The organism is Terrisporobacter glycolicus ATCC 14880 = DSM 1288 (assembly GCF_036812735.1).
GTDB lineage: Bacteria > Bacillota > Clostridia > Peptostreptococcales > Peptostreptococcaceae > Terrisporobacter > Terrisporobacter glycolicus.
Window position 1 is genome coordinate 823647 of record NZ_CP117523.1, and the last position, 24488, is coordinate 848134.

Below are 24488 nucleotides of genomic sequence, written 5' to 3' on the forward strand. Positions count from 1 at the left end.
TAAATATATGTAAATAAAACTAAAAAACCTAAAAATATTGCTGAAATTAAAATTTTCAACAGTATTTTTAGGTTAAGTAATTTATTATTTAATATATTCTTTTAAAAATTTACTAATAGTTGACCAATAAAAGTCAGGTTGAGCTAAATCTGAATTGCTATGTTGACCATCTTTTATACTTACCTTTTTCTTTTCAGAGCTAGTAGCGTTGTATAATTCATCCATCATAGAAATAGGAACAAATTTATCCTTATCACCGTGAAGATAAAGAATAGGTGTTTTGGATTTTTTTACTGAATCAATGGCAGAGGCATTTTTTAAAGAATATCCAGCTCTTATTAAAGTTACCATATTAGTAAAATCAATTATTGGAAAGGAAGAAGTATTAGAGTAACTTGCTATTTCATAATCAAAAATATCATATACAGAAGTGTAAGCACAATCAGATATTATAGCTTTAACATTAGACGGCAAATCCTCTCCAGAAGTCATTAAAACAGTGGCACCACCCATAGATGTACCATAAAGTACTATCTCAGATTTATTGTCATCCTTTGTTATACTGTTAATCCAAGTGATTATGTCTATCCTATCATCCCAACCCATTCCTATATAACTTCCTTGGCTTTGTCCATTACCTCTTAAATCTGGTATTAGAACATTATACCCCATTTCGTAAAAGCGAAGAGCTTTTCTACTAATAAACTTTCCCTCTTCTCCATATCCATGAACAACAATAGCCCATTTTGATGTTTTTTTAGGTTGTTTAACTACGTATGAATGTAATTTTAAATTGTCGAAAGAAGTTATATATTTATCTTTATAATTAGATTTTTTAATTAACCAGTTTTCATTATCATATGAGCGTTTATATGTATAATCAGCATAAATTGCGTTTTTAGGAGAATCAGCGCTTATTACTACATTATAAAGTAAATTACCAACAAAAGTACCAATGCTAATACCTGCAATTAAGATTACAACTAGAATTGATAATAAAAATTTTTTTAATTTTTTCATAATATATTGTCCCACCTTGAAATTATAAAATAATGAATCTGAATATATAGTTAATTGTAGTAATGATACCATGTTTTATCAAGCAAAATAAATTTAATTGATATTGTGATTAAAACTAACTATTTTTCTAATATATAAAAAATGATTAAACTATAAAGACTAAAAATAAAATTGTGATACACTTATATCAATAAGTTAAAAATGGGGGGAATAAAGTGAAGAGTACATATGACGTTTTAATTATTGGAGGAGGAGTCGTAGGAAGTTCCATTGCGAGGGAACTTTCAAAGTATAATTTAAGTACCTGTGTACTAGAGAAAGAGTTAGATGTATGCTGCGAAACTAGTGGAAGAAATTCTGGTGTTTTGCATGCAGGATTTAATAATAAACCAGGTACTTTAATGGCAAAATTTTGTGTAGAAGGAAATCAAAAATTTGATGAGGTTGCTAATGAACTTGATATCCCTTTTAAAAGAAGCGGAAAATTGGTAGTTGGCTTTACAGATGATGATAAAGAAAAGCTAATAAAAATGAAAGAACAAGGTGAAGCAAATAATGTTGCTGGCCTAGAGATTATCAACAAAGACAGGATTAAAGAATTATCACCATTTATAGAAGGGGAATTTGCATTATATTCTCCAAGTACTGGAATTTTAAATCCGTTTATTTATACGATTGCCATGGCAGAAAATGCTGTTGAAAATGGGGTTAATTATTTCCTAGGCAATGAAGTTTTGAATATAAAAAAAGAATTATGTGAAGATAAAGATATTTATGAAATTAAAACAAATAAAGGAATTTATAAATCTAGATGGATTATAAACTCTGCAGGATTAAATAGTGACAAAATCGGTAAAATGTTGGGAATTAAAGAATACACTATACATCCTTGTAGAGGAGAATATTTTATATTAGATCAAAAGGTAGGACAATTTTTAAATATGCCTGCATATCCAGTGCCAAACCCTAAGGCAGGAGGACTAGGAATACATTTGACGCCTTCAATTGATGGAAATGTATTTATTGGACCAAGTAGCGAATATATAGATGAAAAAGATGATTATTCCGTAACAAAAGATGTTATGGATTTATTAATAAAAGATGGAGGAAGAATTTTTCCACATATTAAAAAAGAGCATTTTATAAGAAACTTCTCAGGAATTAGACCTAAATTAGTAGGAAAAGATCAAGGTGGATATGATGACTTTAAAATAGAATTAAGAGATGATATACCAAACTTGATAAACTTAACAGGAATAGAATCACCGGGACTTACAAGCGCAGTACCTATTGCAAAATATGTAGTAAGTTTATTGTCACAAAAAGAATCTCTTGAAGAAAATCCAAATTTTAATAAATATAGAAAAGGAATTACATGTTTCAACGATCAACCTTTAGAAACAAAAAGAAAATTGATTGAAGAAGATGAAAATTACGGAGAAGTAATCTGTAGATGTGAAACTATAACAAAGGCTGAAATATTAGAAGCTATTAATAATCCTTTGGGGGTGGAAACTTTAACAGGAATAAAATACAGAACTCGTGCAATGATGGGAAGATGTCAAGGTGGATATTGCCAAACAAGAATATCAAATTTAATTAAAGAAGAAAAAAACAAAAAGGAAGAAGAAATACTCTACTGTAGAAAAGATTCAAATATGTTTACTGGGAAGGTGAGAGTATAATGTCTATAAAAAAAGATGCAATAATAATAGGTGGAGGCCCAGCAGGCCTAGCAGCTGCTGTAAAACTAAAAGAATGTGGAATAGAAGATATAGTAATAATTGAAAGAGAGAAAAAGCTAGGAGGAATCCTTAGACAATGTATTCATGATGGCTTTGGATTAACTAGATTTAAAGAAACTTTAAGTGGGCCAGAATATGCACAAAGATTTATCGATGAAGCAAAGCAAAAAGATATTGAGAGTATTGTGGATACTACTGTAATAGATTTGACTCATGATAAAAAAGTAATTGCTGTAAATAAAAATGGACTATTGGAGTATGAAGCTAAAGCTGTTATTTTGACTATGGGGTGTAGAGAAAGAACTAGAGGTGCCATAAGTATTCCTGGTAGTAGACCGGCGGGGGTATACACTGCAGGGGTGTCTCAATCTTATATAAATTTACAAAATACTATGGTAGGCAAAAAAGTTATTATTTTAGGGTCTGGTGATATAGGTTTAATAATGGCAAGACGTATGACTTTAGAAGGGGCAAAAGTTGAAGCTGTATTTGAGATACTACCTTATGCAAGTGGACTTCCTAGAAATATCTCGCAATGTTTAGATGATTACAATATTCCTTTGTATCTAAGTCATACAGTTACTAAGATTAAAGGTAAATCAAGAATCGAAGGAATAAGCGTAAGTGAAGTAGATGAAAACATGCAAATAATTGAAGGTACACAAAAAAATTACGACTGTGATACTTTAATATTATCAGTAGGATTAATTCCAGAAAATGAATTATCTTTAAAAGCTGGAGTTGAGTTAGATAATAATACAAAGGGACCTATTGTAAATGAAAATTATGAAACAAGTGTAGATGGAATTTTTGTAGCAGGAAATGTTCTTCATGTTCATGATTTAGTTGATTTTGTTTCTTTGGAAGGAGAAAGACTGGCTATATCAGTAGCAAATTATATAAATAATAACAAGCTTCCAAAGTGTGAAATAAATATAATAAAAGATAATAATATAGGTCATACAATACCTCAAAAAATTAGTGGAGAAAATGATTTTATTTTATCTATGAGAGTTAGAAAACCAATTAAAGATGCTGTAATAGAAATATTGCAAGACGATAATATTGTAAGAACTATGAAAATGAAAAAAGCTATTCCAGCAGAAATGATTCAAATTGAAATTAAGAAGGATAATATAAAGTCAAAAGCAGATTTGAAGGTGGTAGTAAAATGAAAAAAATATTTACTTGTATAGTTTGCCCTAATGGTTGTGAAATAGAGGTAGACTTAGACAATGATAAAATAATTAAAATTGAAGGAGCTACTTGCAAAAAAGGAAAAGAATATGTAAATCAAGAACTAGCTAATCCGCAAAGAAACATAGCCACTTCAGTTAAAGTAATAAATGGTGATTTGGAAATTGTAAGCGTTAGACTAAGTAACAGTATATCAAAAAACAAAATATTTGATGTAATGGATGAGATTAAAAATATTAAAGTCAATGCACCTGTAAAAATAGGTGATGTAATAAAATCAAATATTTTAAACTTAGACGTAGATCTTATCGCTACAAAAAATATTGATTTAGTATAATAATAAGATAAAAATAGGATTCCTATTGTATTAGGAATCCTATTTTTATAATGAAAACTTTATTGTATATTATTTTTGAGTAGAATTAACATCTATATATTGGTTATAAACGTAGCCAGTTCCATTTTTGTATTGGACTTTGTACCAACCATAAGTAGTTTTAGATAATATAGTTACCTTAGTATTTTTGTTTAAAATGCCTAATTTAGTGTACTTTGTAGATGCGCCTTTTCTAACATATACAGCATGATTTACAACACCAGTTTGAGGGTATTTATCTTCTTTGTTGTCATTGTTATTAGTAATATTTATATATTGGCCACAAACATATCCGTATCCATTATTAAATTTAATTTTGTACCAATTATTAGAAGACTTAGCTACTATTGCAACTTTCGTATTTTTATTTAAAGTTCCTAGTTTAGCATAATTAGTAGAAGCACCTTTTCTTACATATACAGCACTTTTAGCTATGCCAGTTGCAGAGTAAGCTACATCTTCTTTTTTATCATTACTAGATTTTATTGTTACATATTGACTGTAAACATAAGCATAACCTTTATTGTTTTTAATTTTGAACCAATTATTAGATGATTTAGCTACTATTGTAACTTTAGTACCTTTTTTCAAAGTATTAAGTCTAGTATAGCTAGTGCCAGGACCTTTTCTCATAGATACATTACTATTTATTGTACCAGTTGCGTTTAAAACACTGTCTTTAATTGTGGCAGCATAAACGTTTGTAACAGTGTTACTGTTATAGTTTGACAAATCTGCCATAGATACTCCGCCTAAACAAAGCATAGAAGCTAATCCAGTTACCATAAATTTTTTTAATACATTGTATTTCATTTCAAGTACCCCCTCTAAACTTATTAGATTTGTTATTATTTTAAACAATATAATTTTAACACTAAAATAAGGGTGTAGATAAAAAATGGTTAGATTGTAAACTAATAGTAACTATATGAACTAGGAAAAGAAACAAATAGTAACAGTTAATTAGATTTTCTATTATTAATTATAGGTTTATTTTTATAAAAAAGTAATAATAATAGTCCTATAATAGATGAAATACCTGTTGTTAAATAAACATTTTTAAATCCTATGTTAAGAATTTTTTGGAATGTATTTTCAATTTGATCACTTCTGTTGTCAATTTCTTTCAGATAAGCTTTTTCTCCTTCATCAAAGGCATTAGGTACAGAGTTTTTTAAAATAATCATCTTATCTTCTAAGGATTTCATAGAATTTAATGTTTCCTTCATTGATGTTAATGCAGTGTTCATGGATCTAAGCTGAGATTTTATATTGTTTGCCTGTACTTTCATAGTGTCCACTTGAGATTTCATAGTATTTACTTTTGTTTTCATGGTATCTACTTGAGTTTTCATAGCCTTAAGTTTAGATGCCATTGAAGCAGTATCACCACCCATTTGATTCATATTTTCTTGCTTATTATCAGTATTTCTCATTGCTAACTTCATAGCATTATTTGCTTTAATATATGATTCATTCATTTTAATATAAGCAGAATTTACTTGAGTATAAGCGGAATTTAATTTATTATAACCAGCATTCACCTTCGTATAAGCAGTACTTAATTTGTTGTACCCATCATTTAATTTTGATATAGAACTTTCTATTGATACAACACCTTTATCTACACCATCAATTCCTTTTTGAACATTATTTTGAATATCTTTAATTACTGATAGAGTCATTTCATGGAACATAGTTTTTGCCATGATTTTAGAGTTGTTAGTTATAGTAGTAACGTCAGAAGTTTTCATCAGTTCAACTACATTATCAGAAACTTTATAGTCAGAATTATTATCATCAAAATCAATTTTAACTGTTTCCATAGATACAAGATCAGGCATATCCATATTTTTTAGCTTATCTTTCATTTGAGAATTTGACTTTAAGTCATTAAATTCCTTTGTTATTTCATTAGCATAAGGTAATTTTGGAATAGTTATTGTATTAGGCAAATTTTTCATTATTTCATCCTGAATATTAGCTCCAGCATGAGCAATAAAACCTACCATAATAGCTGGAGCTACAGCAGTACCTAAGGAACGAACTAGTGAAAGTGTTGCAAGGGCAGAGTTTGATTCACTTTCTTTAGTATGAGATAACATCATATAATTTAAAGGAGTTCCCATAGTAAAGCCAACACCTATACCAATAAGGATTAAACTAATAACTACAGTCAAAGTTGATGGATGTGAAGTAGCTACAAATGATAAAAATAAAGAACCTGCTATGGAAATAAGAAAACCAAATTCTAAAATAAGTTTTGCTCCAAATTTATCAATTAATTTACCAGATACAGGAGCTCCAACACCTGCAAAAAGTCCTAATATTATTACAAAATAACCACCGCTACCAGTAGCAACCTTCATAGTGTTTTCACAAAATTGAGGAACGAAAATCATTCCCATAATAATAACTCCCGTTAGCATGGAAATTAATAAAGTTAAAACAATGTTTTTGTCAGTAAAATAATTTAAGTTCATTACAGGATCTTCTGATTTTTTTTCTATAAAAATAAATAATGGGATAAGTACTAAGAATGTTATTAAGAAAGGTAATACGTCTGTATTAGTAATAGTAGAAGATATATTGAAAAAGTCTAAATTTTTCAAGCTATATAAAAGAGATAAAATCATGATGGTTAATATAAATATACCTGAAAAGTCGATTTTACTTGTGTCAGATATTTTTGTATTTTTTAGTGTGGTAAATCCTGCAATTAATATGAAGATAGTAATAGGGATGTTGATATAGAATATAAATTGCCAATTATTGGTCCCAAATATGTCTAGTACGGCACTTCCAGCAGATGCTCCAAATATATTGGCTATTCCATAGACACCACCTACAAGCCCTAAGGCTAGACCGCGTTTTTCTTCTGGGAAAGTAGTTCCAAACTCAGCAGTAGCTACAGGTAAAATACCACCGCCACCTAAGGCCTGAACAACTCTTGCTATAAGTAATAAATTAAAACTGCCCAAGTCTTGAGATAATCCACAAAATATGGAACCAATACCGAATAAGAATATACTAGTGAGATAAATATATTTTCGACCATATTTATCGGCTAGTTTTCCCATAATGGGTATACTTACTGCATAAGCTAAGGTATAAATGGTTATCATCCATATTCCTGTTTGATCATTTACACCTAAATTATTTTGTATGACTGTTCTAGCTGGAGTAACAATTCCAGTATCAATTGCACCCATAAATATTCCAGATAAATAAATTATCATAACTAAAAGATATTTTGAGTCTTTTTTTGTTTTGGTCATAGTTATTCCCCTCCTATTTTTTGGGCAAAGACAAGTCTTTAATTACATTGTCAACCATTTTATCAAGTTGGGACTTTATTAAATCCGCTAACTCCTTATCAATTCCTTGTAATAAGATATCATTCCATTCACTTAAAATGTCTAATAAATCAGGTCTTAAATGAATAGCTTTTTCTGTTAATTCAAAAATGTATGAACGACTATCTTCTGTGTTATTTTTTCTTGTAACATATTTTTTACCTTCAAGTGACTGCATAGTCCTTGTCATAACACCTTTGTCATAGTGTAACTCTGATATAATTTCGTCTTGTGTTTTTCCTTCTTTACCACTGTGAATTTCATCAAGGTCATTTTGAGACATTTTATTATTATGTTTAAAAAAAACGAGCAAAACTAATCCTTCAGCAGTATTTAAGTCGTACTTTTTAAGTGATTTTTTTAAATACATTTTAAAGTATTTATCAATTATAAAAATATTTAATCCTACGGCTTTATGTTCAAACATATTCATCTCCTTATTTGTTTTAATGTAGTTGCTTTTACAACTATAATTTTATAGTATGATCATATAGTTGCTTTTGCAACTAAGAATGTTGGATTTTACAATAATAAAATAACAAATATATTTGAAACAATATTTAAAATAAGAAGAATTAGTGAAAAAACAAAAATTAGGTTATAATATTATTTACTATACTATAGACAAGACAAATTTTAATTGGATTTTTATGAGTAGATAAATACAAAATAAAATTATAATCAGTATTTAGGAAGGAAATGAAATGAAAGGCGTAATTACAATTTCTTATAATGATTTACCAAAATCAATAGAAACTAAAGAAATTTTAGTAGACGAATTAACTAAAGCAGGTTTTAAAGTAAGTGAAAAAATAGAAAAAGAAACAGAGCTGTTAATATCAATAGGAGGAGATGGATCTTTTTTAAAGACAATACATAAATTTGATTTTATTGAAGTTCCAGTAATAGCTATAAATACCGGACATTTAGGTTTTTTTGCAGAGCTTTCACCAGGCAAAATCAATGAATTTATAAATAGATACATAAATAAAGAATATTCCATACAGCAAGTGTATACCATAGAAGCAAGTATAGTTACTAAGAAAAAATGTATAAATATAAATGCTATAAATGAAATTGTAATAAAAAATATTCAATCAAGAACAGTACACCTAGACTTACAAGTGGATGGAATAAAGATAGAGCATTTTAGTGGAGATGGTATGCTTATATCAACACCAATGGGCTCAACTGCATACAATTATTCAGCAGGGGGAAGTATAGTTGATCCTAAACTTGATTTAATTCAACTAACACCTATTGCACCAATGAACACAAATGCATATAGATCATTCACATCAAGTATTATACTGCCAACAACGTCAGTTATATCCATAAGCCCAGAATATGATTTTGAAAATTCTATTCTTATTGTAATAGATGGTAAGCAGTATAAGTTTAGTCAAATTGAGGAAGTTAAAATATACAAATCTAATTACAAATTAAAACTATTAAGACTAAATGGATATGAATTTTGGAACAGGGTAGCGGAGAAATTTTTATAAGTTAAAACTTATAAAGTAATTTTGTATTTTAAAATAAGTATAGTAAATAGACACCATAAATAATTTGAAATTATGGCGTCTATTTTTATTTAAAATTAATCTAAATCTTGAATATTCATTTTATTTATATCATGTTTCTTATTATATTTATTACGGCAAGCATAGTAAATTGCCACAAGAATAACTGTAGGAATATTATAAGCTATAAAAACAATAATAATTCCGATAAATATAGAAACATCAAGCAAAGTTGCATTTAAAAGATAAATTAATACTACTAAAATTGACACTACGAAATTTATACCAGGTAGTATTAATCCTAGATTTTTATTTTCCCTGCTTGATAAAAATATTTGTAAAATAGCTATACCAACTAATATTCCTAAAAATAGAATACTATTTGACACTAATAAAACTGGTGACATACTCATATTATTTTTCCACATCCTTTATTTTTTTATATTCATTTATTAAAAGCTTTGCAGTTTCAAAATCTAATTTATCCTTTAGAGCTAATTGCTTGATAAGAGAAATATATGGTTCACTAGGAGTTTTATCATTTAATTCAATTTTTTGTATAAGCTTATCAAGTCTAAGTCTAACTGTAGGATAAGTGACATTATAAATTCCTGCGATTTCCTTAAGAGATCCTGAAGCTAAGATAAATTTTTTAATAAAATTTATATCTTCATCGTCTAAATTTTCTAGCCACTTTGGAATATTATCCATAATTAATCCTCCTTATAATGAAGATGTACTTTAATATTATTAAAGTATGTTTTAATTATATTAAAATATAACTTAAAAAACAATAAATAAAATTAAAAAATAGAAAAATAAATAAATGATAACAATTATCATTTACAAAACGATATCATTGTGGTAAAATATAATCAAAGTTGAAAAACAAAAGATTTTTAGTGAAAAATAAAAATTTATAATAAAAGCCATAAAAACACCTTAATATTATGTGAAATATTTTGCTATTGATTTTTTAACTTTTAAAAATTACTCTTAATTGTAAAAAAGAATCTGGGAGTCTGCACCCAGATTCTTTTTCTATATAGAAATTTATTTAATAAGAGAAGTGAATAAATGATGGAACGGATGTTAATGAAAATCATTTACAATTAACTTATTGGATGATATAATTATCTTGGCTTTAAAAATTATCGCGGCAAATAATAATTTTTAAGGAGATTAAAGCAATGGCAAAAATGATGGGACCAAGATTTAAACAATGTAGAAGATTAGGACTAAATGTATGTGGACATCCTAAGGCGATGGATAGAGCGGTGAAAGGAACTTCTAGAGCGGATAAAAAGCTTTCGGCTTATGGACATCAATTATTAGAAAAGCAAAGACTCAGAGCTTATTATGGAGTACTAGAAAAGCAATTTAGAAATTACTACAAGAAAGCAGAAAAATCTAAGGAATCTACAGGTACAGTATTAATTCAAATGTTAGAGTGTAGATTAGACAATATAGTTTACAGACTAGGTCTTGCAAATTCTATAAGACAAGCTCGTCAAATGGTTGTGCATGGACATATATTAGTTAATGGGAAAAAAGTGGACATACCTTCATGTGCAGTGAGTGTAGGGGATACTGTTTCTCTAAAAGAAAAATCTAGAAGCAACGAAATGTTTAAAACTAACTTCCAAGAAAGATCACTAGTAGTATATCCTTATTTAGCAAAAGATGAAGAAAATTTTGCGGGTACACTTATCAAAATGCCTGAAAGAAATGAGGTACCAATAGAAATAAATGAAATACTAATAGTAGAGTTTTATTCGAAATAATAAGTAAGTAAAAGACTCAACAAGGTACTGGACTGCCTTTTTGAGTCTTTTTTAGTGCCTTAAATATTTTTCTTTATGTTGGTAATAATAAGAAATATATATTTAAGGAGGTAAAAAATGCAAAATACAAACTTAAAATGTAATGCTACAAATTGTGCATTTAATCAAAGAATGGAGTGTAGCGCAGGAGCTATAAATATTAGAGGAACAGAAGCAGTTACAACTGATGGAACTACTTGCTCTTCATATGTAGATAGAAATTCAAATTCTTTTACAAATAGTGTGAACTCTGTAAGAACTAATACTCACAATATAAGTTGTGAAGCTTGCAAATGTAAATATAACAAAAATAAAAATTGTACTGCTAAGAGTGTAAATATAGGTGCGAATAAAGCATCTTGTGATACATTTACTTGTAAGTAAAATTAAATCAAACTAAAGTCTATCTTTTAACTATTTAAGATAGACTTTTTTGTTGCTATAGAGAATAAATTGTGATATCTTTATATAAAGTGAGTAATCACTCATTTTAGGAGGGTAGATATGGAAGATCATTATTGTATAAAAATAAAAAATATTAATAAATCATATAAAAAGCAAAAGGTGCTGAAAGATGTATCTTTTGACATTGAAAATGGAGAAATATTTTGTTTGTTAGGACCTTCAGGAGCAGGAAAAACAACTTTAATAAGAATTATTATGGGGATGGAAAAAAATGATAAAGGTGAGGTGCTTATTTTTAATAAAAAAGTACCTAATCCTGAAACTATAGAAAGTATAGGATATACAGCTCAAGCAGATGCTCTTTATACAGACTTAAGTGCAGAAGAAAATATGAAATTTTATTGTAGACTATATAAAGTGCCTAAAAAAGAAAGAAAAAGTAGAATTGAAAAATGCCTGGGGATAGTAAATTTAAATGCAGATGCTAAGAAAATAGTAAGTAATTTTTCTGGAGGTATGAAAAGAAGGTTATCTCTTGCCATATCATTAATTCATAATCCGCAAATATTGATTTTAGATGAGCCTACAGTAGGAATGGACCCCCTACTTAGAAAACAAATTTGGAAGGAATTATATAGATTAAAAGAAAATGGAGTAACTATTCTTATTACCACTCATGTTATGGATGAGGCATCTTATTGTGATAGATTAGCATTACTTAGAAATGGAAGATGTATTTGTGTAGGAGAACCAGATAATATAATAAAAGAAAATGAATGTAATAATTTAGAAGAGGTATTTTTAAAATTAGGGGGCGATGTGTATGAGGATTAGTGCTATGGTTTGTAGAATAATAAGACAATTTTTACGAGACAAAAGAACATTAGCATTATTAATTGTAGCCCCTATGCTAGTTTTAACTTTAATGAGTTTTGTATTTACTGAAGAAGATACTAAATTAAATATAGGTGTGGAAAATTTTAATGTAAAAAATATATTATCATCTATGCATAAAGATAATGACATAAGTATAATGAGTAAAAAAGAAGCTGAAGGTAAATTTGAAGCTAAAGACCTAGATGCGTATATTTATGGAGACGAAAAAGAACTTAATATTTTATTAAATGGTGCTGATAATTCTGTGATTAATCAGTTAAATAAAAATATTCAAGAAGCAGTCAAAGATTATATGACTAAAAAAGGAGAAAATAATAAAAAAATAATTGAAGATTTAGTAAGCAATCCTATGATTAGCATGATGAATACGGATTTTGCCAGTAAGGTTGATTCTATAGATATAAATTCAACAGAAATAGAAACAGACAATTATTTTGGTGATAATGATATGAGTACAATAGATTATATAGGACCACTTTTAATAGGATTATTTATATTTTTCTTTGTATTTTTAATTTCAGGAGTAAGTTTTTTAAGAGAGCGTACAACAGGAACGTTAGAAAGACTTTTAGCAACTCCAATTAAAAGATATGAAATAGTATTTGGATACTTAATTGGGTTTGGCATATTTACTATAGTTCAATCCGCATTAATCTCTGCTTTTTCCATTGGCATATTAAAAATATATAATGGCGGAAGCATAGGTCTTATTTTGTTGATAAGCACAGTAATAGCTCTTTGTGCTCTAAGTTTTGGAATGTTTGTATCATCCTATGCACATAACGAACTTCAAGTTATGCAATTTATACCTATAGTTATAGTTCCTCAAGTGTTTTTCTGTGGATTATTCTCCATAAGAAATATGGCAGAGCCTTTACAAATTTTATCAAAATGTATGCCATTAACTTATGCAAGTGATGCCCTAAGAGGTGTGATGACTTGTGGCTATAACTTACAACAAATTAGTAATGATTTATTAGTGCTTATAGGATTTACTGTGGTATTTGCAATATTAAATATAATGACATTAAAAAAACATAGAATTTGGTAAGGTGATAAAATGAGTAAATGGATGAATTATATTATTGAAGAAGGTAATAAAGAAAATAAACTTACAAAAAAACAAGAAAATATTCTAATATCTGCCGTAGAGCTTATTAGTGAAAAAGGATATGAAAAAGTATCAACTGCAGAAATTGCAAAAAGAGCTGGAGTAGCTGAAGGAACAATTTTTAGGCAATACAAAACAAAGAGAGATTTGTTAGATACCATATTTATTCCTTCATTTATGAGACTTATAAAACCTAAAATTATAAAAGAATTTATATCTAGTGTTTTAGATAAAGACTATAATACATTGGAAAATTTTGTTGAAGTTATAGTGAGAGATAGATATGAATTTGCAAAGGATGAAACGCCATTATTTAGAATTATTATTCAGGAAATCATATCTCAAGATTATATAAAAGAGGAAATAAAGGAAATGTTCTTAATTGATGTCTATCCTGTATTTACAAAATTAATTAAGAAGCTTAAGGAGAAAAATGAAATTATAGATGTGGATGAGATTACATTTTTCAGAATTATTATAACTAATATTTTAGGATTCTTAATACCAAGGTTTGTTTTATTTCCTATTTTACAGTGGAATGATGAAAAAGAAATTAATATGGTAATTCAAAATATAATAAAATCTTTAACTTAATAAAAGCAGTATATGTAAATTTTACATATACTGCTTTAAATAAATTACCAAAGTTTATATGTACCCTTAGTATAGTAATTATAATACATATAATTGGCTCTAAATCCCATTAGTATTCCAAAGAGTAAGGAAAAAATGCCATGGACATAATTGGTTAAGGCTCCAACTACAATAATATATACTACAGCTCCAACATACATTTTTTTAGTTAGCATCCAAATCCAAGAGAATAAAAAAGGAAAGAAATTAAACTTACCTTTATAAGTTTCATCATTATCTTTTATTTTTGTGAACTCTAGTTGATAATAAGGCTTTAGATTAGCAAACTCATCGTAAATGCTATTACCTATTTTACCATTTCTATAATATTCTTCATTACTACTTTTATTATCAGAATTAAAAATTATTATTTTTTCTGCTTTATCATTCGTATCTGTTTTTTCGCTGCATTTAGGACAGAATTTATATTCTTCACCGTACTTAAATCCACAGTTCTTACAAAGCATAACTTATCTCCTTTAAAATATATTATAATATAATACTGTAATTTTTCAGTGCGTAGATAGTAGAAGTGTTATAAATATTATTGTTTGATCTAAACTCATATCTTTGAAAAGGAAAATCTGATGCTGAATAATTTAATTTTGGCTTTGACCATGATTTGCCGAAATCTAAAGATTCACTGGTATATAAATCGAAATACTCAATCCATTGAATATATATTTTTGAACAAGTAGAAATTAAATTAGGAAATACACACATGGAATTCTTACTGATATATTTTTCTGATGAAATAGTAAAATTATTATCCATAAAATTTACTTGTATGTATTTACAATAATACCTATTTTTATTATTTTCTGCAAAAACTATATGATAGTTGTCTTTATTATCTTTTATTGCAGATAAATAAATTTTATCTTTTTTAGAATTAGTTATTTGTTTAGGAGTTGACCATGTATAAAGATTTTCATCAAATGTAGATGAAAATAGTTCCTCGTGATGATTTACTAATTTAAAGTAAAATATGGTTGGAACGTTGTTATTATAAGTAATAACGAAGTTAGTTAATATGCTATAATTGATAAAATCGATTCTAGTTTTTTTACAAACATTAGATGATTTATATAAGTGAATTATATATGCACAGTAAGGGGATTCTTTGCTAATAGAGTAATATAATATATGATTTTCATTGTTTATTTCTTTTATATAAGTAAACTTTATAAAAAAATTTTTATAATCATATTTAATAATTGTATTAAAATCGACGTTATCGTTAGTTATAATTAAATTTTGAAGTTTTCCTTTTTTATCATTTAATATACCATAAATATTATCCTTATCATCTATGTCTAGCCAAATATCTATAAATGAGTACTCCCCGTTAAATAATATACGTGAACCTATATTATCTAAATCAGTATCTATATTAGTAGAGACAATATTTTTACCAAGTTCAAATAAGGTTAGTCCTTTATTAATAGAACTTTCAACTAAGATAGAGGTTTTATCTATAAAAGGCATAATATCCCTCCTTAAAAATATTCATATTAATATTTATATTAAAATACTGTTTTTTATACATAAATTATCGAAAATAATAAATATGTTAATCTGATAGTAACATGTGCTCATTAAAATCATATATTTTATATAAGAAGAGAATATGGTCTTTTCTAAAAAATAATCAGGAGAGGATATATGACATGAGTGAAGTAAAAGACAATTTAAATCAAGATTGTTGTGGCTGTGAAAAACCAGGACTAGTTGAAAAGCCAAACAGATGCCAAGAAGGATGCTGCTCTCCAAAAGAGATAGCAGCTCCGTTGGATATATGTACAGCAAAGGGTATTCCAGTACTATCTAATAGAATATACGACTGTGTATATTTAGAAGATAAACAGAGAAAATATTTGAAAGACATTGAATTTACTATAACATCAAATGGCGATTATAAACAAGGGGATGAAATATGTATAGAAACTATTATAGTTAAGTACAAATGCATAGGATTAATAGATGAGGAGATAGAAGTAAGAATCGATAGCTTAGAGAATGAAGTATCTTTCCATTCATCTGATGAATCTGAAAGCTGCAAATGTGAATTTGATTGCGATGGAGGTTCTATAAAGAGAAAATTATATAACATATACAAAGGAAGCAAGACGATAGATATTGAATGCTGTGAAGAAGGAAGAAAAACTATAATAGGTGAAGATTGTTTAGATTTTTATATTTGTAAAGCGAAACTTATAGTTAAAGGTAAAATAGGTTGTGAAAACTTTAGAGCAGAAACTGAAGAATTTAGTGGACCATTAAGCGCAGGGTTTGGATTTAATAAAGCGGATTTCTTTGGAACAATATGTTTACCAACAGGTAGAAATAGAGTACACTTTGAAGAAATTTTTGATGCGTGTCTGTCAATAGATTGTATAAGATCAACAAAAACTTATGATTGTGTAACAAAGAAATTCTGTGCAGATGCTTTTTCAACTTTATTAATAAGCAAGACAATATATGCCATAGTAAAAGAAGAGCTTATAGTATATACAAATACGAATCCAAGCAGTATTACTTGTACAGATGGAAGAATTGGCTCAAACTGCTATTACAATGGATAAAAATATGTATAGGACTAATCACTAATAATTTAGTCTTTGTCTTATGTAATAAAATTTCCTCATTATACATAGGTATAATGAGGAGATTTGTTTTTGAAAAGGAGTGAAAAAAATGAGTAAAAAAAATGAGAATAAGATATTTACCAAAGTTTTTGATCTTATAAATGATATAGTAAATACGTTATCAAATAAAAGGAATAATGCAATTAATATGGAAATAATTACGGCAGATGGAGTAAGAAAAGAAATAAAAATTACTAATAATAATGTAGACTTAATTAAAATAAATAGAAACATAATAATAATAGAAAAAGAAGCATTACGTTTAGAAGATATAGTAAAATTAAAAATATTAGATGCTAATTTGGATGATAGGATTAAAAATATATTCCTAGCAGAAGTAGAAAATATTATTGAAAAGGAAATAATCCAAGAGCATAAAAATGCAGGGTATTATAGAGGCGGTAATAATTTATCTAAGGAAAAGAATATAGAATGGTATATACAAGAAAATAAAAATAATATAAACACAATTTATTGCAATGGAACAAAATATGATAGTTATATGAATAATATTAGATCTGTGGATAAAAAGGAAGCTTTAAGTCATGACACATCCTTAGATATAAAAAGAAAAGCTGTTTTGGAGGACTTGAAAGTAAATGTGGAAAAAAATAGCGTGTTAAGTTCCATAGAAGACAATAAGGAAAAAGTAATAAAAGATATTGAAACTGAAGAAATACTTGTTTTAACTAATAATTCTAACGAAGTTGAAGTAGCAAAACCTATAAAAATAGAAGAAATGGGAGTAGTAACCGATATACATATGGAGGATTGTAAAGTAATTACAAATCAATCTCCTACAAAAGTAGTTAAAGATATTAAAGAAAAAAAATCAAAAGCAATAATAGATATAAAAACTGCTTGTGAAGAAAAAATAATCGGAAATGTTAATACAGATATTCAGCTAATTAAACCTAAAACTGTTGATATTTTGATTGTTGAACCTAGTAATAAAAATATTAATAAAGAAGAAGTAAAAGATAAATACTTAACTTTTGATCCAACAGGAGAGAATTATATAGGTATAGTACTGGATGATGGAACCTTCGAACCATTAAAAGTATCTATGAAAACTATAACAGTAGTACCTAATAATATAAAAAATATATTAGTTAATATAGATGAAAATAAAAACATAATAAATCAAGTGGTTAAAGATATAAATTATTCTAAGGATAGTTTTATAAATTCTGTAGATATTGAATACGATAATAATATACTAGAGAAAAAAGAAGAAAATGAAACTTCCATAAACAATATTATTAATGTTTCAAATAGTAGTGTAAACAATATAGTGAATAAGGATGAAACGGCTTTTGTTGCTACTAAAGAAAATGCAGAATCAATAAAGAGTATAAAAGATGTTCAATATGATTCAGTATCTAAAATAGATAAGATAGAAAAAATAGATATGGTTAAGTCAGTTAAAACTATTGAAAGTAAAAATTATGTTGCGGAAGATGTAAAACTGGATAAAAAACCTACCAGTCTAATAAGCAGTGTGGAAATAAGTAAGGAAAATATATCAACACCGTTTGAAGAAGATATAAATGGTGTTATCAAACAGGTCGGTAGTGGGGTTATGTTAGTAAATAACAATGATTCGGGTATAACAATTTACTCCACATCAAAAATAAGTTCAGTACTATAAGATAATATAAAGGTGTGCACCTTATTTTAAGAAGGTGCACACCTAACTATTTAATCAGAAAAAATTTTAATAGAATTCTTATAACCTATTCTACATCAGGTTCAGCTACAGGTTCAGTTGCAGGTGCATCTACAGCTATAGGTCCATATGAAGGACCATAGAATCCAACAGATTCTAAGCAAACATAGCTAATTTTATTAGAACCTGTATCAGAAAGAACTAATATATTACCTACCCTACCAAGTACTTCAGCATCTGTTAAAGCTAACCAGCCAGCAGTAAGATTCACATTGCTGCTCGTAAAAGACAGATTTCTAAATGTAGTATCACCACAGCAGCAATCATCATCCTTACAGCACTTGAACGGACGTTTTTTATCTAGTAATGACATTAGTCTTTCTTTAAAAGACCAACCAGATCCACATTGATAGTATTCAAATTGAATAGCCTCTAAATCACATAGTGATGCTTTATCAACTGGATATGGTACAAAATATTTATATTTATAATTATAATTAGTAGGAATTGGATAATAGAAGCCATCTGCCCATATATTTATATAATCAGATTGACAAGGGTCAATAGATTTTAGTTTAGCGCAAGGTGCTGCAGTATTATCATGATCATATGGATTAAAATACTCTAAAAAAGTACCTACTAAATACTTTCTGCCAATAAATGAAAATTTATGGAAACATACAAACTCTTTTATCTTTGGATCAAATAATAATTCTAAAGCTTTTAGCATATCTTTTTTGCAACAACATTCGTCTTTTTTACAAGAACATTCATCTTTTTCTGGATAATGTTCTTGATTTTGGCATGGTTTTGAAACCATCCAACTATTATTACTCATAACATCTACTCCTTCAAATATTATATTATAAGCTTTCGAAGCTTATAGTATAATATATTTATAAAATAAAATAATGTTACTAAATAAGTATAAAAAACTAAAATTTTGCTAAATATTGATGTATTTTAGGAATAATAGATGACTAATTTTAAAATATTTAGAAATAATTTTATGTTACAAAATAAGATATCATTTAAAAGCTTTTATATTAAAATAAAAAACTGACAAATATAATTGTCAGTTAAAATATATATATTTTTTATGATAAATATCTCCAGTATTATAAGTAGTATTATAAAAATATTTTCTTATTTTTTTATGACACATTAAATCCATCAGAATTTCATAATTAATAAATACCCTTCCTAAAAGACCGTCAATATTAGAATGGCAATCGTATTTAGGAGATATAAATATATAATCTGGATTAACTTCAGCATTTAAGCGGTGGTCCACATCTATAAAATTATTATCTAAATCATGATTAGCAGGTATGCAACATTTGTTCATTAAAATAGTCTCTATATAATCTTTAGACTTTCCGGTAGCTTCAAAATATATTTTTTTACAATTATCAGTATGAGCTATAGCCTTAAATTCTAATATAAGTGAAATTTGTAATTTAAGCTTTTCTATGATACTAAATAAGATTTTATTATAGTTATCTTTTGGCAAATTAATAAATACGTCCTTTATATTGATACAATCATGAAGTAAAGATTTATCTGTATCTACATATTTACCATTGATTAACAATTCTTTTTCTACTTTAGAAATATTATATTGCAATCTTGTTTCTAGGACTTCAACTTTGCAATTTTTAGGCAATTTTAAATTTTTACATAAAGTAAAATACATTGGAAAACTTGAATTTGCAGCAATTGTAGCAATATCAGAATCCAAAAATTTTTTTACCGTTGATGGACATATTATGTTGTTATGACAGTCATAATTTTTCATAAATACTCCCTCCTATCAAGTATATTTTATAATATGAAAAAAAAATAATTTGGTGAAGCATTTTTATGTAAATAATATAAATTTGAATAGATAAAAACACTAAATTTAGTGTCAATTATTAGAAATATTCATATATATAGGGAAAGAAGGTAATTCTTATTAAAAAACTTAATGAGTGATTAAATACAAGGATTAAGTACATTAATAGCAGCGATTTAAATTTCTAATTATCATCAATGCAGACCTTCCTATACAGCAGCATCATTACAAAGAAAATATAGGCAAATGTGTTATTTTAACATGGCGAGCTATGGAAATAGAGGTCTTGCCCATACTAACGTCAAGATAGATGTGGCTGAAGTAGCAAGAAATAAGTATTATAAAAGTTTTTACGAAACTGTTAAAGAATTAAAATATAAAAAGAGTATTCTTAGACTAAAAAGGTGGGATAAGTAGTGTATCATATATTTAATTTAAAATTTGTTTATAAAATATTAAACGAAATGAAGTTTGATTTGTTTTGTGATAAAAGATGTTATCATAAAGAATTTGACGACTGTCATAATGATTTTAAACATTGTGAAAAAGACTGCATAGATGATATGCATAGTTGTCAAGATCATGAAGATTGTGAATGTGATGAAAAACATCATGAAAATTGTCATGACCATAATTGTTGTGATAAGGAGCGCCATCCAAAAGAAGTAGAAATAATAAGAAATATTACGGAAAATTTTTTAGAAGAAGACTTGTGCATTGATAAACTACAGGGATGGAATAAAGATTGTAATTGCATTAGCTTATTAGATGTATTAATGACAACACTTTTTGATATAGAGGAATGTACTAACTGTAAGAAAAACTATGGTTATCTATTACAAATAGACAAATTTGAATGTATATTAAAAAATTTAAAAAATTTACTTTGTCAATTAAAATGTCTATTTAGTAAAAGATGTGACTTGATATCAGATGTTTTATGTAAATTATTTAAAATAATAGATTTGATAGAAAGTATAATTTCGAAAATAAGTAATATAGAGTGCTTATGTAAGTCACATATGGATTGTAAGTGTGAACTAATAGAATGTATGGTGTGTGAATTAGAAGATGAAATAAATTCGTTAGAAAACGTAGTATTAGAATTGGCGAGTACAATATTTGAATTAGCATCAAAAGAAATACTAAACTGTACAGCTTGTGGAGTATCAGAATGTGAAAAAGATAGAAAAAGAAATTCTTCGAAAAAACATTGTGAAGGAAGTTGTTATAAAAACTAATAAGTTTGTAATACAAGGTATTAATTAAGGAGGTATTTGACGATTTATTTTCTAGCGTAACTTTGATAAATTATTCTAGTGTATATTCTTCTTGTTATTCACAATATATTGATGATTTTAATCATAAATTTTTAAAAAGTAAATATCCTAATTTTTATACCATTGTGAAAAATACAAGAGATATAAGTGTACTTCATACTAATTGTAAATAACTTTAAATAAAAACATCTTATATGATATAGGATGTTTTATTTTTTTATTATTGTAACTATATTTAACTAATAAAAATATAAATAATTAAATAGAATTATTGGAGGGATTATAATGAAATGTTGTTCTTATAAAATAGGAGTAATAGTAGAAATAATGGAGAGTAATGATGAAAGGTATAAGTTAGTCACGATAGGACAGAATCCGAAGGATATTTATACATTTACAAGACTTGTTGTAAGTGATGAAACTCTAATATTGGATCGTAAGTACAATGAAATTACTGTAGAAGATTTAAATATAGGTGATTTAGTTGTGGCTTATCATTCTAATATTATGACAATGAGTATACCGCCACAAACAAGTGCCTATATTATAGAAGTAAAATAAAATTCGCTTCACTTGAGCCACTGTGTGGGTGAATTACTTCATATGGTCAACGATATATCATCGTCACCACATCGAATAAATATGTTACTCAAAATTCACTTTTTTATGATAAATGATGTATCCGTTTAGGAAATTATATTATAATAAAAGAATAATATCAATTTGGAAAAATTAACAAGGAGATGATGAAATGGCAAAAAAACAACAAAAGACTAATGCCATGAGAATATTAGATGCTAAGAAAATAGAGTATAATATGTATACTTATGAAGCTGATGATAACCATATAGATGGAATAAGTGTGGCACACAAATTAAATCAAGATGAAAATATGGTATTTAAAACTTTAGTAGCTCAAGGGGCCAGTAAAAACTTTTATGTTTTTGTAATACCTGTGGCAGAAAGTTTAGATATGAAAAAGGCAGCAAAGTCAGCTGGAGAAAAGAATGTAGAAATGATTCATGTTAAAGATATAAATAAAGTAACCGGATATATTAGAGGAGGATGCTCTCCTGTGGGAATGAAGAAGTTATATCCTACATTTGTACATGAAAGTGGCAAGGATTTAGAAAACATAATTGTAAGTGGAGGAAAAATTGGGTTTCAAATTGAGTTAAACCCTGAAGACTTACAAAAGGCTATAAACTTTGAATATGCAGATATTATAAAATAAGGCATACCTTTTGGTATGCCTTAAAACCTTTTTGTTCTGTAAAATCTATAAAGAAAATCTTTTTCTAGTGATTTGCTCAAGGTTGCTGTTTCTTGAAAATTAATAAATCTTATTTCAAGAGAGGATTTATTAATTGGTATAACCTTATGTATTAACTTTAAATTAACTATATATTGTTTGTGAGAAGTGAAAAAATTTGGTGGTAATCTTTTAGATAAATCCTCAATATTTTCATAGAATTTTATTACATCATGATCTCTAGTATAAAGATTTATAGCTCTAGAATTTTTTTCAAACATAACGATATCATCAAAGTTAAGCATATGAACTTGTTTTCTTACTTTATATACAAATAAGGTGTCTTCGATAAAGTTACTTTTAGCTAATTTATGAGAATTAATATGATCTATGGCAATATTTAAAGAATCTAAAATCTTCTCCTTCGTAAATGGCTTTACTATAAAATCAACAGGGTGAACTTTGAAACTTTCCAAACTATAATCAGCAAAACCTGTTACAAAGATTATATGAACATCTTCATCTATCTTTGCAATTTCCTTTGCGCAATCAATTCCATTTTTATGAGGCATATCAATATCCATTATAAGTAAATCTATTTTTTCGCTTTTAATAAACTCTATGGCATCAATACCATTTTTTGCTTTTTTAACATAATCGACATAGCCAGAATTTTTTATTATATTTTCTATATCATCTCTTATAGCTTTATCATCATCACATATTAAAACTTTTATCATTAGAATTATCTCCTCTTAACAGTATTTCGGTATTAAAATAGTAAATTCAGTTAAAAATTCATCACTACTTGCAAAAATATGATAACCATATTTATCTAAAATATTTTTCACAAGATAAAGACCATAACCCCTGTTATCTCCATCCTTAGTTGAAAATCCTTCTTCAAAAATACTCTCTGTATTATATATCTGTGGACCGTTATTTTTTATTGATATAACATATTGAAACTCATCTTCGTAGACGAAAAGTTTTATATATTTATTATCTTTTTTTATGGTAGACAGAGAATCAATAGCGTTGTCAATTATGTTTAAAATTACGGAACTCATATCGCTTGGCTCAATCACCAAGTTATCAATAAAATCTTGGATATAAACATCAAATGTAATATTTTTCATAAGGCACTCTTCGTATTTTAGTGAAGAAATGGCATCTAAATAAGATACTTTGCCGTATCTAGAAGTTTTAGATCTAAAACTATTAGATATATTTGTTATATAATCTTTTGCATCCTTATTCAAGTTATTATTAAGTAGGGAATAAACCACTTGCAAATGTTTAAGATAATCATGTTTTTGACTTCTAAGTTTAGCTATAATACTGCTCTTATGCTCTATTTTATTATTTAATTTATTTAATTCACATTTGTATTCATACTTCATATTCAATGTTTTTGAAAGTTCATAGCCAAGATATAAAGAAAAAATCATTAATGTAAAGGCTAATACTGATATAAAAACACCTTTTGTCAATAAACTATCATTTAATTTATATAATGCAAACGTAAATATTTTATAAGCTATTAAAAATAATATTGAAGATATACATAAACTAAAAATATTTCTTTTTCCAAAACTCATCTTTCTATAAAAATCATATCTATAAAAAATTAAATTACTACCCATAAAAACTACTAAAATACCCATTGTAAATATAAAAATATTATACATATTTAACTCCTTAGTTTTCCATTTA

The 24488-nt window shown here is 27.0% G+C and carries 27 protein-coding genes; 15 read left to right on the forward strand and 12 right to left on the reverse strand.

Annotated elements, in window-relative coordinates:
• Window positions 1–84: 84 nt before the first annotated feature.
• Window positions 85–1020, reverse strand: a complete 936-nt coding sequence (locus TEGL_RS04165; protein ID WP_018592835.1) for an alpha/beta hydrolase — start codon at window positions 1018–1020, stop codon at window positions 85–87.
• 215 nt (window positions 1021–1235) lie between these two features.
• Between TEGL_RS04165 and TEGL_RS04170 the strand changes: the two genes are divergently transcribed.
• Genes TEGL_RS04170 through TEGL_RS04180 form a run of 3 tightly spaced genes read left to right on the forward strand, consistent with a single transcriptional unit; the run spans window position 1236 to window position 4299 of the window.
• Entirely contained in the window at window positions 1236–2705 is a 1470-nt protein-coding gene (locus TEGL_RS04170; protein WP_018592836.1) for an NAD(P)/FAD-dependent oxidoreductase, read from the forward strand.
• Complete coding sequence (locus tag TEGL_RS04175; protein ID WP_018592837.1) at window positions 2705–3940, forward strand: NAD(P)/FAD-dependent oxidoreductase; 1236 nt, start codon at window positions 2705–2707, stop codon at window positions 3938–3940. Before TEGL_RS04170 ends, TEGL_RS04175 begins: the two co-directional genes overlap by 1 nt.
• Window positions 3937–4299 (forward strand): DUF1667 domain-containing protein, encoded by a 363-nt coding sequence (locus tag TEGL_RS04180; RefSeq protein WP_018592838.1) that lies wholly within the window; start codon window positions 3937–3939, stop codon window positions 4297–4299. The genes TEGL_RS04175 and TEGL_RS04180 overlap by 4 nt, the downstream gene beginning before the upstream one ends.
• 69 nt (window positions 4300–4368) lie before the next feature.
• Here TEGL_RS04180 and TEGL_RS04185 read toward each other — a convergent pair whose 3' ends face one another.
• From TEGL_RS04185 to TEGL_RS04195, 3 genes are all read right to left on the reverse strand, one after another.
• Complete coding sequence (locus TEGL_RS04185) at window positions 4369–5151, reverse strand: SH3 domain-containing protein (protein ID WP_018592839.1); 783 nt, start codon at window positions 5149–5151, stop codon at window positions 4369–4371.
• 146 nt (window positions 5152–5297) lie between these two features.
• Window positions 5298–7616 carry an MFS transporter gene (locus TEGL_RS04190; RefSeq protein ID WP_018592840.1) on the reverse strand — a complete coding sequence of 773 codons (2319 nt, stop codon included), beginning with the start codon at window positions 7614–7616 and terminating at the stop codon, window positions 5298–5300.
• A gap of 13 nt (window positions 7617–7629) precedes the next feature.
• The gene (locus TEGL_RS04195; RefSeq protein ID WP_018592841.1) at window positions 7630–8121 is read right to left on the reverse strand and encodes a MarR family winged helix-turn-helix transcriptional regulator; all 492 of its coding nucleotides are present in this window, start codon (window positions 8119–8121) and stop codon (window positions 7630–7632) included.
• 277 nt (window positions 8122–8398) lie between these two features.
• Here TEGL_RS04195 and TEGL_RS04200 point away from each other — a divergent pair, with 277 nt between their 5' ends.
• Window positions 8399–9199 carry an NAD(+)/NADH kinase gene (locus TEGL_RS04200; protein ID WP_018592842.1) on the forward strand — a complete coding sequence of 267 codons (801 nt, stop codon included), beginning with the start codon at window positions 8399–8401 and terminating at the stop codon, window positions 9197–9199.
• Window positions 9200–9294: 95 nt separating this feature from the next.
• Here the strand turns inward: TEGL_RS04200 and TEGL_RS04205 are convergent, their stop codons facing one another.
• Both TEGL_RS04205 and TEGL_RS04210 read right to left on the reverse strand, forming a co-directional pair.
• A complete protein-coding gene (locus TEGL_RS04205; RefSeq protein ID WP_018592843.1) occupies window positions 9295–9630 on the reverse strand; it encodes a hypothetical protein in 336 nt (111 codons plus the stop codon).
• Between the two features lies 1 nt (window position 9631).
• Complete coding sequence (locus tag TEGL_RS04210; protein ID WP_018592844.1) at window positions 9632–9928, reverse strand: DUF2089 family protein; 297 nt, start codon at window positions 9926–9928, stop codon at window positions 9632–9634.
• A 479-nt stretch (window positions 9929–10407) separates the two neighbouring features.
• Between TEGL_RS04210 and rpsD the strand changes: the two genes are divergently transcribed.
• The 5 genes from rpsD (at window position 10408) to TEGL_RS04235 (ending at window position 14047) form a co-directional block, all read left to right on the forward strand.
• On the forward strand, window positions 10408–11001 hold the full coding sequence (gene rpsD, locus TEGL_RS04215) for a 30S ribosomal protein S4 (protein ID WP_018592845.1): 594 nt from the start codon (window positions 10408–10410) through the stop codon (window positions 10999–11001).
• 117 nt (window positions 11002–11118) lie between these two features.
• Complete coding sequence (locus tag TEGL_RS04220) at window positions 11119–11424, forward strand: DUF1540 domain-containing protein (protein ID WP_018592846.1); 306 nt, start codon at window positions 11119–11121, stop codon at window positions 11422–11424.
• Between the two features lie 120 nt (window positions 11425–11544).
• Window positions 11545–12279, forward strand: a complete 735-nt coding sequence (locus TEGL_RS04225) for an ABC transporter ATP-binding protein (RefSeq protein WP_018592847.1) — start codon at window positions 11545–11547, stop codon at window positions 12277–12279.
• The gene (locus TEGL_RS04230) at window positions 12269–13393 is read left to right on the forward strand and encodes an ABC transporter permease (RefSeq protein WP_018592848.1); all 1125 of its coding nucleotides are present in this window, start codon (window positions 12269–12271) and stop codon (window positions 13391–13393) included. Before TEGL_RS04225 ends, TEGL_RS04230 begins: the two co-directional genes overlap by 11 nt.
• A gap of 9 nt (window positions 13394–13402) precedes the next feature.
• The gene (locus TEGL_RS04235) at window positions 13403–14047 is read left to right on the forward strand and encodes a TetR/AcrR family transcriptional regulator (RefSeq protein WP_018592849.1); all 645 of its coding nucleotides are present in this window, start codon (window positions 13403–13405) and stop codon (window positions 14045–14047) included.
• Window positions 14048–14091: 44 nt separating this feature from the next.
• On the opposite strand, the gene TEGL_RS04240 is transcribed toward TEGL_RS04235, so the two are convergent.
• Together TEGL_RS04240 and TEGL_RS04245 are read right to left on the reverse strand one after the other, a co-directional pair.
• A complete protein-coding gene (locus tag TEGL_RS04240; protein WP_018592850.1) occupies window positions 14092–14553 on the reverse strand; it encodes a DUF2628 domain-containing protein in 462 nt (153 codons plus the stop codon).
• Between the two features lie 22 nt (window positions 14554–14575).
• The gene (locus tag TEGL_RS04245; protein WP_018592851.1) at window positions 14576–15574 is read right to left on the reverse strand and encodes a hypothetical protein; all 999 of its coding nucleotides are present in this window, start codon (window positions 15572–15574) and stop codon (window positions 14576–14578) included.
• 182 nt (window positions 15575–15756) lie between these two features.
• On the opposite strand from TEGL_RS04245, the gene TEGL_RS04250 reads away from it, so the two are divergent.
• Window positions 15757–16671 (forward strand): hypothetical protein, encoded by a 915-nt coding sequence (locus tag TEGL_RS04250; protein WP_018592852.1) that lies wholly within the window; start codon window positions 15757–15759, stop codon window positions 16669–16671.
• A gap of 112 nt (window positions 16672–16783) precedes the next feature.
• Window positions 16784–18385, forward strand: coding sequence for a hypothetical protein (locus TEGL_RS04255; RefSeq protein WP_018592853.1), 1602 nt, complete (start codon window positions 16784–16786; stop codon window positions 18383–18385).
• Window positions 18386–18470: 85 nt separating this feature from the next.
• Here TEGL_RS04255 and TEGL_RS04260 read toward each other — a convergent pair whose 3' ends face one another.
• Complete coding sequence (locus tag TEGL_RS04260; protein WP_018592854.1) at window positions 18471–19241, reverse strand: CotA family spore coat protein; 771 nt, start codon at window positions 19239–19241, stop codon at window positions 18471–18473.
• A gap of 237 nt (window positions 19242–19478) precedes the next feature.
• Window positions 19479–20201, reverse strand: a complete 723-nt coding sequence (locus TEGL_RS04265; RefSeq protein ID WP_018592855.1) for a hypothetical protein — start codon at window positions 20199–20201, stop codon at window positions 19479–19481.
• 300 nt (window positions 20202–20501) lie between these two features.
• On the opposite strand from TEGL_RS04265, the gene TEGL_RS04270 reads away from it, so the two are divergent.
• From TEGL_RS04270 to ybaK, 4 genes are all read left to right on the forward strand, one after another.
• Window positions 20502–20657, forward strand: a complete 156-nt coding sequence (locus tag TEGL_RS04270; RefSeq protein WP_018592856.1) for a hypothetical protein — start codon at window positions 20502–20504, stop codon at window positions 20655–20657.
• Window positions 20657–21481, forward strand: a complete 825-nt coding sequence (locus tag TEGL_RS04275) for a hypothetical protein (RefSeq protein WP_018592857.1) — start codon at window positions 20657–20659, stop codon at window positions 21479–21481. The genes TEGL_RS04270 and TEGL_RS04275 overlap by 1 nt, the downstream gene beginning before the upstream one ends.
• A 324-nt stretch (window positions 21482–21805) precedes the next feature.
• Window positions 21806–22081 (forward strand): hypothetical protein, encoded by a 276-nt coding sequence (locus tag TEGL_RS04280; RefSeq protein ID WP_018592858.1) that lies wholly within the window; start codon window positions 21806–21808, stop codon window positions 22079–22081.
• A 190-nt stretch (window positions 22082–22271) separates the two neighbouring features.
• On the forward strand, window positions 22272–22754 hold the full coding sequence (ybaK, locus tag TEGL_RS04285; RefSeq protein ID WP_018592859.1) for a Cys-tRNA(Pro) deacylase: 483 nt from the start codon (window positions 22272–22274) through the stop codon (window positions 22752–22754).
• 20 nt (window positions 22755–22774) lie between these two features.
• Here ybaK and TEGL_RS04290 read toward each other — a convergent pair whose 3' ends face one another.
• Both TEGL_RS04290 and TEGL_RS04295 read right to left on the reverse strand, forming a co-directional pair.
• On the reverse strand, window positions 22775–23512 hold the full coding sequence (locus TEGL_RS04290; RefSeq protein ID WP_018592860.1) for a LytR/AlgR family response regulator transcription factor: 738 nt from the start codon (window positions 23510–23512) through the stop codon (window positions 22775–22777).
• 15 nt (window positions 23513–23527) lie between these two features.
• A complete protein-coding gene (locus TEGL_RS04295; RefSeq protein ID WP_018592861.1) occupies window positions 23528–24463 on the reverse strand; it encodes a sensor histidine kinase in 936 nt (311 codons plus the stop codon).
• Window positions 24464–24488: the final 25 nt, after the last annotated feature.